The 14,920-nt window shown below is 53.3% G+C and carries 14 protein-coding genes; 7 read left to right on the top strand and 7 right to left on the bottom strand.

Translation table 11 applies throughout. The annotated features are described in order from the left end of the window. Positions 1-29: 29 nt before the first annotated feature. Together SFC07_RS04290 and SFC07_RS04285 are read left to right on the top strand one after the other, a co-directional pair. Positions 30-1,493: an APC family permease gene (locus SFC07_RS04290; RefSeq protein WP_411206989.1), complete on the top strand. Its 1,464-nt coding sequence runs from the start codon at positions 30-32 to the stop codon at positions 1,491-1,493. A gap of 253 nt (positions 1,494-1,746) precedes the next feature. Next, positions 1,747-3,102, top strand: a complete 1,356-nt coding sequence (locus tag SFC07_RS04285; protein WP_411206988.1) for a D-alanyl-D-alanine carboxypeptidase family protein — start codon at positions 1,747-1,749, stop codon at positions 3,100-3,102. Here the strand turns inward: SFC07_RS04285 and SFC07_RS04280 are convergent. The 7 genes from SFC07_RS04280 to SFC07_RS04250 all read right to left on the bottom strand — a co-directional run bounded on the left by SFC07_RS04280 (position 3,099) and on the right by SFC07_RS04250 (position 9,805). Further along, complete coding sequence (locus SFC07_RS04280) at positions 3,099-4,010, bottom strand: RDD family protein (RefSeq protein ID WP_411206987.1); 912 nt, start codon at positions 4,008-4,010, stop codon at positions 3,099-3,101. The genes SFC07_RS04285 and SFC07_RS04280 overlap by 4 nt on opposite strands. A 70-nt stretch (positions 4,011-4,080) precedes the next feature. Then, positions 4,081-5,166: a YhjD/YihY/BrkB family envelope integrity protein gene (locus tag SFC07_RS04275; RefSeq protein ID WP_411206986.1), complete on the bottom strand. Its 1,086-nt coding sequence runs from the start codon at positions 5,164-5,166 to the stop codon at positions 4,081-4,083. 126 nt (positions 5,167-5,292) lie between these two features. After that, on the bottom strand, positions 5,293-6,333 hold the full coding sequence (gene trpS, locus SFC07_RS04270; protein WP_411206985.1) for a tryptophan--tRNA ligase: 1,041 nt from the start codon (positions 6,331-6,333) through the stop codon (positions 5,293-5,295). Between the two features lie 179 nt (positions 6,334-6,512). Next, positions 6,513-6,704: a hypothetical protein gene (locus SFC07_RS04265; RefSeq protein ID WP_411206984.1), complete on the bottom strand. Its 192-nt coding sequence runs from the start codon at positions 6,702-6,704 to the stop codon at positions 6,513-6,515. A gap of 175 nt (positions 6,705-6,879) precedes the next feature. After that, positions 6,880-7,539, bottom strand: coding sequence for a trimeric intracellular cation channel family protein (locus SFC07_RS04260; protein WP_411206983.1), 660 nt, complete (start codon positions 7,537-7,539; stop codon positions 6,880-6,882). Further along, positions 7,540-8,457 (bottom strand): exodeoxyribonuclease III, encoded by a 918-nt coding sequence (locus SFC07_RS04255; RefSeq protein ID WP_411206982.1) that lies wholly within the window; start codon positions 8,455-8,457, stop codon positions 7,540-7,542. An 85-nt stretch (positions 8,458-8,542) separates the two neighbouring features. Continuing rightward, a complete protein-coding gene (locus SFC07_RS04250; RefSeq protein WP_411206981.1) occupies positions 8,543-9,805 on the bottom strand; it encodes an MFS transporter in 1,263 nt (420 codons plus the stop codon). A gap of 183 nt (positions 9,806-9,988) precedes the next feature. Between SFC07_RS04250 and SFC07_RS04245 the strand changes: the two genes are divergently transcribed. The 5 genes from SFC07_RS04245 to SFC07_RS04225 are packed head-to-tail and all read left to right on the top strand — an operon-like array spanning position 9,989 to position 14,852. After that, positions 9,989-11,038, top strand: coding sequence for an iron-siderophore ABC transporter substrate-binding protein (locus SFC07_RS04245; RefSeq protein ID WP_411206980.1), 1,050 nt, complete (start codon positions 9,989-9,991; stop codon positions 11,036-11,038). A 7-nt stretch (positions 11,039-11,045) separates the two neighbouring features. Next, the gene (locus SFC07_RS04240; protein ID WP_411206979.1) at positions 11,046-12,089 is read left to right on the top strand and encodes a FecCD family ABC transporter permease; all 1,044 of its coding nucleotides are present in this window, start codon (positions 11,046-11,048) and stop codon (positions 12,087-12,089) included. Next, entirely contained in the window at positions 12,086-13,129 is a 1,044-nt protein-coding gene (locus SFC07_RS04235; RefSeq protein ID WP_411206978.1) for a FecCD family ABC transporter permease, read from the top strand. Before SFC07_RS04240 ends, SFC07_RS04235 begins: the two co-directional genes overlap by 4 nt. Then, a complete protein-coding gene (locus tag SFC07_RS04230) occupies positions 13,126-13,938 on the top strand; it encodes an ABC transporter ATP-binding protein (protein ID WP_411206977.1) in 813 nt (270 codons plus the stop codon). The genes SFC07_RS04235 and SFC07_RS04230 overlap by 4 nt, the downstream gene beginning before the upstream one ends. A gap of 2 nt (positions 13,939-13,940) precedes the next feature. Next, a complete protein-coding gene (locus SFC07_RS04225) occupies positions 13,941-14,852 on the top strand; it encodes a siderophore-interacting protein (protein ID WP_411206976.1) in 912 nt (303 codons plus the stop codon). Positions 14,853-14,920: the final 68 nt, after the last annotated feature.

Raw genomic sequence — 14,920 nt, 5'->3', positions numbered from 1 at the left:
TTTCAGTCCCGCTTTAGAAAGGCCACAAGATGACGACTAAATTGCCTCCGGAGACTGTTCGCACACAGACAATTCCCCAGTTGGGAAAGTCGACCAATGCCGCCACCTCCGTAATACGTGCCAAATTGGGAACAACCTCTATTGTTTTCATGGTTATCGCCGCTGCAGCTCCACTAACTGTGATTGCCGGCGCATTACCTGTAGGAATCGCAGCCGGAAATGGCGCTGGATATCCCGCTATGTATTCACTATGCGCAGTCATCCTCGGAGTTTTTTCGGTTGGTTTGACCACCATGGCTCGAAGAATTAAGAGACCAGGTGCTTTCTATTCTTATGTCGAGGCTGCAACCAACAAGCACTTCGGAATGGGAACTGCGTGGCTCGCTCTCTTGACGTATACCGCTGTGCAGTTCGCCGTCTATGCCTATCTCGGGGTAAGTCTTGCTTCGCTCTCATCTCAAGCCGGAATCCCAATTCCATGGTGGGCTTGGATGTTGGTCAACGTCGGAATTATTGGATGGCTTGGATACCGAAATATTGAGTTGAGCTCAAAGGCCCTAGGCATCGTTTTGATCGGCGAAATCGGCATTACCATGCTGATGGTTGCAATGATTATCGCGAAGGGCGGAAGTGATGGGCTGGATGTAGATTCCTTCACTCCTACCGCATTTTCTTCAGGTTCCCCCGTCGTCGGCCTCATGCTAGCTTTTGCAGGTTTTATCGGCTTCGAAGCAACAACAGTCTTTAGGGATGAGGCAAAGGATCCTGAGCGCACTATCCCACGGGCAACGTACATCTCACTAGCGGTTATCGGAATCTTCTATACACTTTCAGGCTGGGCAATCGTTGAGGCTTGGGGAGCAGATAATATCGTTGCAATTGCAGCAGAGGACCCTGAAGGCATGGTAGTCACCACTGCCACGAATTATGTTGGCCCCTGGGCTGGAATTATTGTTCAGATTCTTCTTCTAACCAGTTTGTTCGCAGCTTCACTTTCCTTCCACAACGTCCTGGCCCGCTATATTAAATCCATCGCCCAGGACGATTGCCTTCCGCAGAAAATTGGAGCGACCCACCCAAAGCACGGTTCCCCGCACACTGCTTCAGTGGTTCAAACTATTAGCATCATTGTTTTGCTCGCCGTGGCGGTAATTGTCGGTGCAGATCCAATTACCCAAATCTTCACCTGGTTCTCCGGTCTTTCCACTTACACAATTGTCATCATGATGGTGATGGTCTCGTATTCGGTAATGCGATACTTCGCAATGAATCCTTCAACTCAGGATTCCACCTGGTCAAAGTTTATCGCTCCCCTAATCTCCATTTTTGCACTGGGATTTGTACTTCTCTTCATCGTCTTCAATCTTCCAATGCTGGTAGGCGGATCTCAAACAATTGCCATCGCAATGGGCCTTTTGGCACCGATCTTCTTCGGAATCGGATATGTCTCCTCAGTCTTAATTCGCAACAAAAAAATTAAGACTGGTCTCTAAAACCCCAAAGACCTAAAACTCGAAACCCCAAAAATTAGAGTGGTGCCAGCTGAGAATAAGAATCCTCAGCTGGCACCACTTTTGGTTTTCTGGGAACTTCCCGAAGGGACATTTCCTACTAACCCAATCCAGCAAGATTAACTTTTGCACTGTTTTAGCGACCTCGTTAAAACACCGTGGTGGCCTTTTCATAGCTGCTACTCGTGAGTCGATGTCTGCGCCCCTAGTTAGTGATTAGTACTATGAGCAATTCATGAGGACTTCTGCCATTGCGGCACTAACCGCAGCTGCCCTATTCATGCCGCTACCACTTGTTGCCACCGAGGCGACTGCACAGGTAGCCGTGGCTCAGGAACCAGCTGCTCAAGTACCAGCTGCCAGCATCGCAGACCCCACCGGCGCTCAGGATTCCACCGGCGTCACCGCCGACAACGCCGCTTCCCTCGAAGACGTCATCAACCAAGACGCAACACCAACCTCCAGGGAGCAAGCCCCCAACACCGATACTTGCCCCAATCAAATAAGCCCCACACCTGCGCGCACCACCTCTGAAGCCCTCGCACCAGGTACCACAACCCCCACTCCCCTCCCCGTTGCTGCGGTTCCCGCCGGCGGTGCTGCCCTTGCCAGTTGTGGCGTGGTAGCTCCTGCCGAATTCCAATTGCCAGAAAACCTCACTGCCTCTGCGTGGATGGTTTTTGATATTGATTCCGGCGAGATTCTTTCCACCAAGGACCCGCACGGCCGTTACCGCCCCGCCTCAATCATTAAGGCGCTGCTGGGATTGGTCGCCATTGAAGAGCTCGACCCCACCAAAATAGTCACCGGCACCTATGAAGCAGCCAATATTGAAGGCTCCCGCGTAGGCGTGGGTGAAGGCGGCCAATATACCGTTGATCAATTACTCCACGGTCTACTCCTGGCCAGCGGAAATGACGCAGCTTATCTTTTGGCGCAGGATCTCGGCGGCGATGAAATCACCCTGCAAAAGGTCAATGCCCTGGCCCAGGAGCTGGGAACTCAAGACACCTACGCCGCCACCTATTCCGGGTTGGACGCAGCAGGTATGTCCACCTCCGCCTATGACATGTCTTTGATCTATCAGCACGCTTGGCAAAACTCTAAGTTCGCCGAGATCATCGGCACCGAATACATTGATTTCCCTGGTTGGGGCGAGAACGAAGGCTTCCAGGTCTGGAATGACAATAGCCTCTTCATGAACGATCCCGACGGCATCGGTGGCAAAACCGGCTACACCGACGACGCCAACCACACCTTCGTCGGCGGCCTCGACCGCAATGGTCGCCGCCTCGCCGCAGTCATTTTGGATACCACCATCGATAAGGGACGTGCGTGGGAGCAGGCCAGAACGCTTATCGACGCCTCCCTGATCATCCCTCAAGGTGGTGGCGTGGGCCAGCTGGGCACCCAACAACAAGAGCAGGCAACTACGTTGCCTGCTCCCACCACAACTGCCACCGCAGCTGCTGAAACACCCGATTCCCAGTCCTCCACCTCCATCAATATCGCGAAGGTGGCAATCCCACTAGCTGCTATTGCACTGCTCGTTATTGCAGCTGTGTTGTGGACTTTTAGGAAGCGCCGTTAGCGCTTTTTCACCACCTCGGCATTAGCCATACGATCGTGAATTCCGCGCATATCGTCTTCTGGCTTGATGGAGTTTCCATAAATAATTGCCATCACAAAACTAACCAGGCTGCCGATACCAGGCACGATACTAATGAGTTTCCACCAGTTACGCTTTGCTGCTGCTCCAGCAGATAGTCGGGAATGGGTGGTCACATCGCGCACCTCATAACCCATGATTTTCTTTGCAGGTGTTGCTCCCCATACGGATTCCGCACCAACGACATAAACAATGACAAAAAGGAATCCGATAATGGCCATTAGATTATCGTTGCCAAAACCAAAAATTCCCGCAACGATTGAGCCCGCGATGGTAGCAATAAATAAATCAAGAATCGCCATCCACAAACGAGTGGATGCTGCTGGGCGTTCCTGGCTCAGCTCCATCCCAAAGTTGTGGGTGGCAAAAGGCGCAGGTGTAGCTGAGAAGGCGGATTGCCCATACATGGATGATTGCGCCTGAGTTTCAAAAGGATTGTAACTGGGGCTTGCAGTATTCACCGTGGGATCACCATACACATAGCCACTATTTGGCGGCTGCCATGCTGATTCCTGGGGCTGTGCAAAAGGCTGCGAGCTGCTAGCAGATGGATTATCTGCAGGGAGGGTGCCAAAGTTACCCAAGTGCTGGATTTGTCCCCAGGTTAGTGGGATACCGGCATCAAGCTTTGCATCATAGGTGGCACGCTTTTGTGGATCCGCCAGCACTGCGAATGCTTGAACTGTTTGGGTACGGCGCGGATCATTTTGGGCAATACCCATTTGTTCAAGGCGCAAGTCACGAGCCGAAAGTGACAGCCCCAGCGCTTCAGAATCGTCTTTTCGGTCCAGACCAAAGGCGGTGTAGAGGTTAGGAATGTTGGTGTTCATAACTTCTACCTTAAACATAAAGGGCATCCCCCGTAATCGGGGAATGCCCTGAATTGGTGCAGCTTTAGGCTTATTTCCTGGTCAATAGCGAAAGTGCTCCAGCAGCCACAGCTCCAACTGCTACACCAATTCCTACCTTGCGGGCAGAACCAGAAATCTCCTCGGTGGGGTTGATCTCATGGCGAACCCTGATAACTGCTGGCTCCGGTGCTGGAACCTCAGCCATACGTAGTGATTCCTCACTGGTGGCAGCCCAGGCAGAGCAGTACATCAAAATGCGCCAGATCAAATAAAGCACCACCATGATGCCGATGATGGGACCAAAGGTTGCACCAGCTGGGTTGCTCAATGCATTGGAAGCCAGCAGCGATCCCACCTGCTTCACAATCTCAAATCCAATTGCGCCGATGAGGGATGCCTGCAGGCCAGAACGCACTGGAACTTTGGTGCGGGGCAGGGAAAAAATCAACCAGCTAAACACCAAGAAGTTGGCAAGTACACCAACAAGCAGGGCAACAGTCCAGGTAATCGCGCTAATTCCCGGAATTCCACCGAGTCCCAGCATTTCCAACAGGCTTTGGGTCAACCCGGAGGCTCCAACGGCAGTAACACCAAAGGCCAAGAAGAGTGCCAAAATCAAGACGATAAGTGCAAGTAAATCGGTGAGCTTGTTCTTAAGGAAGTTGCCCTCGGTGGGGTCAATGCTCCACATGCGGCTAACACCAAAGCGCAGGTTAGACATCCAGCCCAAGCCTGACCACAGAGCGGTCAAACCACCAATACCCAGCACAGCGCCACGTTGGGAGATTGCTGTTTCCACTACTTGGTTCACGGTTTTGCCTACTTCCCCATCCAGGGAGGAACTAATTTGCTCCTGCAGACGGGAAAGTAAATCTGGGTTGCCAGCAAGAATGACACCGGCGATACCAAAAATAAGCATGGCAAGTGGGAACACGGATAAGACGGAGAAATAGGTAATGCCGGCGGAAAGTTGGTTGCCGCCTTTGGCTCCGAATCTTTCGTTCATGCGCATGAGGTGGTCAAACCACTCATACTTTTCGCGCTGCTTATCAATAAATCCTGGCTCGTCGTGGTTGACGCGCTCGATGCCATATTCATCTGTTTTGCGATCATCAGGCTTGGTTCTTGTTGCCATGGGGATTTCCTTCCGATACTCATAGAACTACGCTTGGCGATCCAGTACTACCTACAACAATAGGAAAATCCGGCCCCAACTGCTTGTTGTGGCCAGATTGTAATAATAGCGCGTGGATTTATTTGCTTATCGACGACGCGGTGCTAGGAAGCCAATCTTGTCATAAACATCAGCAAGAGTTTCATTAGCAATCTCACTCGCACGCTCAGCACCAATGGCCAAAACACGCTCGAGTTCTGCACGATCGCTCATGTACTCATCAAACTTTGCCTTCAAAGGAGTGGTGAATGCTTCAAGTGCTTCGGCGGTGTCACCCTTCAGCGCACCGTAACCCGCGCCCTGGTAGGCGTCGACAAGCGCTTCAACGCTCTTGCCCGTTAGGGCGGACTGGATGACCAGCAGGTTGGATACGCCGGGCTTGTTTTCAGGGTCGAAGGCGATAACGCCATCGTTGTCGGTGACGGCGGACTTGATGCGCTTGGCGGATACCTTGGGATCGTCCAGGAGGTTGATTAGGCCCTTAGGGTTTTCACCGGACTTGGACATCTTGGAGGTGGGGTTTTGCAGATCGTAAATCTTGGAAGCGCCCTTGGGGATCAGGCCTTCTGGGACCTCAAAGGCAACGCCATAGCGGTTGTTGAAGCGCTCGGCCAGGGTGCGGGTGAGCTCGAGGTGCTGGCGCTGATCTTCACCAACGGGCACCAAATGTGGGCGGTAGAGCAAAATATCGGCGGCCATGAGCATGGGGTAAGTAAAAAGACCAGCCGAGGTACGATCAGCGCCGCGCTTGGCGGACTTGTCCTTGAACTGGGTCATGCGGGAGGCCTCGCCAAAACCGGTGAGGCAGGTGAGCACCCAGGAAAGCTCAGCATGGGCAGGCACGTGGGACTGCACAAACAAGGTGGAGCGATCGGGATCAATGCCCAAAGCCAGCAGCTGGGCGGCGCCAGAAATGGTGCGCTGCCTTAGTTCCTCTGGATCCTGCTCCACGGTGATGGCGTGGAGGTCTGGGATGAAGTAGAAGGCATCATAGGAATCCTGCAGGTCAATCCACTGTTTGACGGCTCCGAGGTAATTGCCCAAGTGGTAGGAATCGGCCGTGGGCTGAATTCCGGAGAGGACTCTAGAAGCGGTTTGTGCGGTGGGATCTTTTTCCTGCGTTGTCATGGTGTACCAGTCTAGTCATTCCTCCGGCGGAGTTTGTGGCTAGGCAAGAGTTAATTGCGGGCTTGCGCGAAAAAAGTTTTTAGATAAAACAAAACTGCGGGGCACAAGGTGGTTGTCACCTTGTGCCCCGCAGTGTGAAATTAGCTTTTAGCTTTTAAAGCTTTTAGCGCCCAGCAGAATTAGATCTTGCGGGAGGTTGGGGAATGAACATCCGCTGCAACAGCAAGACCAGCGGTAACAATTCCGCCGCCGAGAGCCACGATCAGTGCAGCAACAATGGCCATAACAGAGTGGCCAACTTCATTGGTGTACCAAACACCCGCAGCCAAGATGATGGCGCCGAGAACAATAAGGGCGAATGCCTTACCCATGTGCAATCCTTACGTTGTGTCCAACTTGGTAATACCCATTCCCAAGGGCGCGGGATGTTAGGCAACCCAAGCTGATACTTCCTCATTTAAGTTTCTGGAATGACAATACCCCGATTCCAAAGTAAAGCTAAAATATCAGCCCACATTCATTGCCTTAACCGGGGTAATAAGCCAACTATTTCCTAAACAATCGCCAAAGCCGCTGGCTCGGATCGCGCTTATATTCTTGTTCTTGGTAGTCAAAGACAGGCAGCCGCCAGCCTCGCCAAATTGAGAATAAGCGCACTACAAAGGCCACAAGCACGGAGACAATCACGGTGACATTTTCACTGGCGCCCAGATACATCATGGCAAAGTACACACAGGTTGCGAGCAGCGCGATAGAGGCATAGAGCTCTTTTTGGAAGACCAGGGGAATTCGGTCACAGAGGAGATCGCGCAACACTCCGCCAAACACACCGGTCAGCACAGAAGCAACCACGGCGATAATAAAGCCATAGCCCATTTCCAGTGCCACCTGAGTGCCGATCACCGCAAAAGCTGAAAGTCCCACCGCGTCCAGCACCAAAAACAGCACCTTAAAGTGCTGCATGAGGAAGGAAATAGAGACAGTCAAAATTGCAGCGCCAATAATCAGCAGCAAAAAGTGTGGCTTTGCCACCCATACCAAGGGATAGTGCCCCAAGAGGAGATCACGAATCGAGCCACCACCAATTGCGGTGACGCAGGCGATCACGGACACTCCAAAAAGGTCCATTTTTTGCCTGCCAGCAGCAAGGGCACCTGTCATGCCTTCGGCAGTGATACCGATTGCCCACAAAATTGTCAATAGCATTTAGGAGTACACCACGTTCAAAGGTGCGTGGTCTGACCAGCGCAGATCATAGACTGCTGCCTTGTCCACCCAGCTGCGCTCGGCGCGTTCCAGCATTTGTGCGGTGGCAGCTTGGTAGTCAATGCGCCAGCCGGCGTTGGTGTCAAAGGCCTGGCCACGGTAGGTCCACCAGGTGTACGGTCCCTCCCCTTCCGGCTGCAGACGCCGTGCAACATCAAACCACGCAGGGTTGTCCGTTGCTTCTCGACGTCCCGCTGTTCCCGGGTATTCCACCGCGCCTTGGAAGTCGCCGGCGCCTGCCACCTGGGTGGTGGTATCGGGGAAGGCACCAAAAACAGCATCCATAAAGGCGCGTTCATCAGGCAGGAAGCCGGACTTCTTTTGGTTGGTTTTCCAATTCTTCAGATCTTCGCGGCGGTGGCAAATATTCCAGTCACCACCAATAACCATGTGTGAGTGGTTGAGTGCGCGCTCGGCCAGGATTTCTTGGAATTCATCAAGGAAGTGGAATTTCTCATCCTGCTTCTCAGTTCCCGCCGAACCAGAAGGCAAATAAAGCGAAGCCACCGTAACAGGATTGCCCAGGGAAGTTTCTTTAATAGTGGCCTCAATATAACGACCAGAATCCAGGAAGGATCCAAACCCGACTGAGACATCTGTTAATTCATGGCGCGATAGGATACCCACCCCGGCGCGACCTTTGGCGGCAGCTGGTGCACCGACATAGTGCCAGCCAGCATCAAGTGCAGGTTGCAGGGCTTTTTCCGTGTCTTTTTCACTAGCCCGCACCTCCTGTAAGAGCACAATATCGGAAGCGGATTGCTCCAACCACGGCAAAAATCCGCGGTTGTCTTCACTTCTTTCTTTTACAGCAGCACGAATACCGTTGACGTTGACGGTGGTGATCTGAAAACTCATGAATGTCAGAGTAGTGCCTAGGGTGGACATTGCCCTTACAGCCCGCGTTTTTGCACCCTTTTTATGGGGCTGAACTGCGCGAATATTATTTCTTTTTACGCAGTCCAACCATCGGGAACCACACGCAAATTGCAACAATTGCCAGGCCTGCTCCAGCCAGTGCCGGGGTGCTATAGGAATAACCCGCACTAATTACTACGCCGCCAATGGCTGCTCCCAAAGCATTGCCAATATTTAGTGCAGATTGGTTAAGCGATGCTGCCAAGGTCTGAGCACGGCCTGCTACATCCATCAAACGAATCTGCAGCGATGGGATCAAGGTGGAGCCAAAGAAGCCCACTACACCAAAGTTGATGGTGCCGGCGATGGCGTTATTGGAGGTGAAGTAGAAGCCTAGGAGGGCAAGCACAATGCAGATTAGCGCCAGCAAAATTCCGCGATCCACATTCCAGTCGGCGAGGCGTCCGCCCACATAGTTGCCAGCAATCATGCCCAGACCATAGGCCATGAGCACAATCCAGATGAGGGAACTAGACATTCCGGCCTGCTCAGTCATGGTCCAGGAAATGTAGGTGTACACCGCAAACATGCCACCAAATCCTATGGAACCAATGGCGAGGGTGAGCCATACTTGACCGTTTTTAAGTGCTCCGAGTTCCGTGAGCGGGCTGGTTGGTTTCATCTCTGTCATATGTGGCATGAGGAACCACAGCCCCAGGAGAGTCAGTGCACCGAGCACTGCCACTAGTACATAGGAGGTATTCCAACCATAGGCATCGCCTAGCGCTTGAGCTGCAGGAACACCGGCAACGGTACCAATGGAAAGACCCATGCCAACATAGGCAATCGCACGTCCTCGCTGTCCTTCCGGCGCCATGGACGCAGCCGCTAGGCCTGCCACGGAGAAATAGGCGCCATGTGGCAAACCTGCGATAAAGCGCGCGATTAAGAGCACCTCATAGGAGCTTGCCAATGCGGATAGTCCATTGCCCACTACAAAGAAAGCCACCAGAATCAGCAGCAGGCGTCGGCGCGGAATGCTGCCAGTAAAAGCAGTAATCAGTGGCGCGCCCACCACCACGCCGAGGGCATAGATGGTGATGATCAGACCAGCTTTTTCCTCGGAAATAGCAAAGTCTTGAGCAATCGCACTCAGCAGACCCATGGAGACAAACTCGGTGACACCAATGGCAAAGCCACCAAGTGCCATCGCGGTCATGACGATATAACGACGAACCTCGGAAATCTCGGTTTGGCGCGGCAGGGGGCGCCTATGGAGATGTGGTTTGCGAGCTTCAGGCGCTGAATTCTCGACAATTTTTAGGGGGCTTTTTCCGGAGTCGTGCATAATTGCTCACCCTATCGGACAGCTGCGCCGTCGCCGTATTTTACAGGTTCAAATGTGCTTACTTAGCCAGCTATAAAACCTATGTGACCTAGGACATTTTTCCGATTTAACTCATAGTGCTAGCCTAATGGAAAGCCTATCCTTACTAAGCTTAAGCTAAGTTAACGAAAGTGGTATCTTCCTATGCGCTCTACGCGTCTTTTGGCTGGCATCCTCGCCGCCACCCTGACTGTTTCTCTGGCAGCTTGTTCCTCAGATTCTGCATCCACCTCCAGCTCCACCACCGCGCAGTCTGATTCACCCAGCTCTGCAGAGGCTAGCGATGCAGCGTTCCCTGTCACCATCAAGCACGCTTTTGGTGAAACTGTCATTGAAAAGAAACCTGAGCGTGTAGCTACCGTTGCCTGGTCTAACCATGAAGTTCCCCTGGCATTGGGCATTACCCCAGTAGGTATGGATAAGGCCACCTGGGGCGATGACGATGACAATGGCATTTTGCCTTGGGTTGAAGAAGTCCTTGGCGATGAGCAGCCAGTTCTTTTTGATTCCACCGATTCCCTCCCCTTCGAGGAAATCGCCAACACCCAGCCAGACGTAATCTTGGCTTCCTACTCCGGAATCACTCAGGAAGATTATGATCAGCTCTCCCAGATCGCTCCTGTGGTTGCCTACCCAGATATAGCCTGGGGCACCTCACTCGATGAGATGATCACTATGAACTCCACCGCACTTGGACTTGAAGCTGAAGGCCAGGAGCTAATCACCAAGCTTGATGGTGAAGTCACTGCAGCAATGGATGCTAATCCAGAGCTCAAGGAAGCTAAGCCAATTTTCGCCTTCTTTGATGAAAGCGATCTCTCCCAGATCGGCGTGTACACCGCAGCTGATCCACGCATGGGCTTCCTGCTTGATGCCGGTGTCCAAGAGGCTGAGGTGCTCAAGCAATTTGCTGATTCCGATAGCTTCTATGAGCAGGTTTCTGCGGAATCCCCCGAAGATTTCGCCGATGTTAACTTGATCATCACCTACGGCACTGACGATAATGCTGCCAACGCAGCACTCTTGGAAAAGATGCAGGCAGATCCGCTGCTGTCTCGTATCCCCGCAATTGCTGAAGGCAAAGTTGTCTTCCTCGGTGACGGCCCATTGGCTGCCTCCGCAAATGTTTCCCCACTATCTATTTCTTGGGGTATTGATGAATACCTAGCCAAGATCTCCGAGCCACTGAAGTAATTTTCTTATGTCTCTTGCCACTAATCCGCCGGTTTTGTCACAGAAGCCGGCGGATGTGCGTTTTTCCCGCACAGCTCTTTTCCTAATAGGTTCCCTGCTTTTACTCGCGGTAGCCACCGTCTGCTCCCTCAAATTTGGCGTGCGCTCCATCAGCACCGCTGATGTGCTCCAAGCACTCCAAGGGCATGCAGATACCACCGATCAAGCTGCCGCCCTCAAGAGAATTCCGCGCACTGTACTGGGATTCCTCATCGGCGCAGCACTTTCAGTCGCAGGCACCACCATGCAGGCAGTAACCCGCAATCCGCTGGCAGATCCAGGAATTTTTGGTGTGCTCTCCGGAGCTTCCTTGGCGGTTGTCATTGGCATTACCTACTTTTCACTGTCTAATGCCACCCTCACCATGGCGGTTGCCGTGCTAGGTTCCGCACTTGCAGCAGCCTTTGTTTATTCCGTGGGATCCTTGGGCAGAGGTGGTGCAACGCCTCTGAAATTAGCACTGGCAGGAGCTGCCACCACCGCGGCCTTAAGTTCTTTGGTCAGTGCGGTGTTATTGCCCCGAATCGATGTGATGGATAAATTCCGCTTTTGGCAGATCGGCGGCATTGGTGGCGCTGAATGGGATCGCATGACGCTAGCCCTCCCCTTCCTCCTCATCGGTTTTGGGCTGTGTTTATTTTTAGCCCCCGGACTTAATGCCCTGGCCTTAGGCGATGATGTGGCAACCAGCCTGGGTGAGAATGTCTTGCGTACCCGTATCCTTTCCTCCCTCGGCGCGGTTATTCTTTGCGGAGTTGCTACGGCACTTGCTGGCCCCATTGCTTTTGTGGGCTTGGTTGTTCCCCACATCACCCGCCTCATCGTGGGTACGGACCACCGCGTTCTCATTCCTTGTTCCGCTTTGGCCGGTGCGATCCTCATTGTTTTTGCCGATACCTTCGGCCGTGTCATTACCCGCCCCAGTGAAATTGCAGTGGGAATTATCATGCCGCTACTCGGCGCCCCACTATTTATTTGGATTATCCATCGCCAGAAAACGAGGGAGCTATGACCACCTCGCACAGCGTTTTAGCGCGTGAAATTCGCCGCCAGCGCAGCAAGCGCAGCTCCCGCAGGGCGCTAATTACCCTGGCGGTGGGCGTCGTCACGCTTGGTGTTTTTGTTTTTTCCCTGATGTGGGGTGAAGTGGTGTACTCACCGATGCAGGTCATTCAAGTGCTCAGTGGGCAGCAGGTTCCGGGCGCGAGTTATTCCGTGGGCGTGCTGCGTTTGCCACGCGCCACCATGGGTTTGGCTGCTGGCATGGCTTTTGGGGCAGCTGGCATTATTTTCCAAACGCTGCTGCGTAATCAGTTGGCCTCGCCAGATATTATTGGCATTTCTTCCGGAGCTTCGGCCGCGGGTGTTATTGGAATTGTGTTTTTTGGATTGAGCCAAACCCTGGTTTCGGTCTTTGCGCTGGTGGCAGCGCTGGCGGTGGCGATCATTATTTACCTGGTGTCCTATCGCGGCGGGTTTTCGCCCACGCGTCTGATTCTCACCGGTATTGGCATCGCAGCGATGTTAAATTCGCTGGTCAGCTACGCTTTATCCAAGGCTGATACCTGGGATTTGCCCACTGCTACGCGCTGGCTCACCGGTTCCCTCAACGGCGCAACCTGGGCGCGCACCCTGCCGTTGCTGCTCACCTGCGTGGTGCTCATTCCGCTGCTGCTAATTTTTTCCCGCAACCTCAATGTGCTGCGTTTGGGTGCAGATACTGCCCAGAGCTTGGGCATTAATACCAACCGCACTCGAGTGGTATCCATTATCGCAGCCGTTGCACTCATTGCGGTGGCTACCGCGGCATGCGGCCCCATTGCCTTTGTGGCTTTTGTGGCAGGTCCCATTGCCGCGCGCTTGCTCGGTTCCAGCGCTTCCCTCATACTGCCCTCCGCGCTGGTCGGCGGATTCATTGTGTTACTGGCAGACCTCATCGGCCAATACTTCCTGGGCACCCGCTATCCGGTGGGTGTGATCACCGGCGCGCTCGGTGCGCCTTTCCTTATATATCTGCTTATTCGATCCAACCGCGCGGGAGTTTCCCTATGACCCACCACCAATTAAGTACCCGCAACGTGGCACTGTCCTATGGCGAACGCAGTGTCATCAGCGATCTCACCCTCGAGATCCCGAGCGGCAAAATCACCTCCATCGTCGGCCCCAATGGGTGCGGCAAATCCACCCTCCTGCGCGCCTTAGCGCGCCTTTTAAAACCCACCTCCGGTGAGGTGCTTCTCGACGACGCCCCGCTGGCAACGTTTCAGGGCAAGGAACTAGCCCGCTTGTTGGGACTGTTACCCCAATCGCCCACCGCACCCGAGGGCATTGTGGTGGCTGACCTGGTGGGACGCGGCCGACACCCACATCAAGGACTAATGGGCCGCTGGAGTACCCGCGATTATGAGGTGATAGCCCGCGCATTGGAAACCACCAACACCACAGATTTGGCAGAGCGCAGCATCGATGAGCTTTCCGGCGGCCAGCGCCAACGCGTGTGGATTGCTATGGCACTTGCCCAAGAAACTGATATTTTGCTGCTCGACGAGCCCACCACCTACCTAGACATCGCCAATCAATTAGAGGTCTTGGATTTGCTCACGGATCTTAATCGCGAGCACGGCACCACCATTGTGATGGTGCTGCATGAGCTGGGACTTGCTGCCCGCTATTCCGATCACCTCATCGCCATGAATGCTGGCCGCGTTTATGCCGAGGGCACCCCACTTGAGGTGGTCAGCGAAAAGATGATGGAAGAGGTTTTCCACACCACTGCCCGCGTTATTCCCGATCCCGTATCTGGTGCGCCTTTGGTTATGCCCATGGGCCGCCACCACATTATCTCCCCTACGGAGGCTTAAAAATGGCATATGCTCCGGTGACGGCCATCGTTGAATCCGTTGAAAAGATCAGTCCAAATTTTATGCGCGTGGTGTTTTCTGGCCCCGAGATGAAAATTGTGGGCAGCACCTCCCCGGTCTTTGATCAACGCATCAAGCTGATTTTCCCCAACCCTGGCAAAGATCTACCCACCTTCCCCACCACCGGTGATTGGTATCCCAATTGGTTAGCCATGCCGGAGGATTCCCGTGGCGTGATGCGTACCTATTCCATCCGTTCCTTAAATATGGGGCCTACTTTTACCTCCTTGACGGTGGACTTTGTACTACACACCGAACCAGGCCTTACCGGCCCTGCTGCCACCTGGGCAATGCATGCTCAAGAAGGCGATAAATTGCTTATCCTCGCCCCACGTTTAGATGCAGAAGCTCAAGGTGGCATTGAATTTGATCATGGAGCAGCGCAGTGCATTGTTTTAGCTGGTGATGAAACCGCAGCTCCAGCCATAGCCCGCATTTTGGAGGATTTAGCAGCGAGTGATAATTCTCATATCACCGGCACCGCACTTATAGAAGTTCCTGAAAAAGACGATATTTTACCCATCGCAGGTCCTGCTGGCATCAGCATAAAATGGCTGCCCAGGCAGGGACGAGCCCATGGCGAGCGATTGCTTGAAAGTTTGGATCTACAAGCAAAACTAACCGCGTCCACCCCCGCAGATGGGGATACTTTATTGTGGGAAACCCCCGCTTATTCAGCTTTGGGGGAACCTGTTGCTGCTGCCAGCACGGCACATGGCGAATACTATTGGATCGCAGGTGAAAGCGGTGTGGTGACCACCATTCGGCGCGCCCTCATTAAAGAAAAAGGGCTGGACCGCTCCCAAGTAGCTTTTATGGGCTATTGGAAACGTGGCATTGCCATGCGTGGTTAAAACCCCACCATAAGCACCCATACTTCACTTAACGCTGTATTCTGGTTAATTGAACAAAAAGAGCCCAA

Origin of the sequence: Corynebacterium callunae (genome assembly GCF_046592015.1) — a bacterium.
In the GTDB taxonomy this organism is placed as follows: domain Bacteria; phylum Actinomycetota; class Actinomycetes; order Mycobacteriales; family Mycobacteriaceae; genus Corynebacterium; species Corynebacterium callunae_A.
The sequence above is the reverse complement of the archived record's forward strand: the minus strand, read 5'-3'. Positions and strand labels throughout refer to the sequence as shown.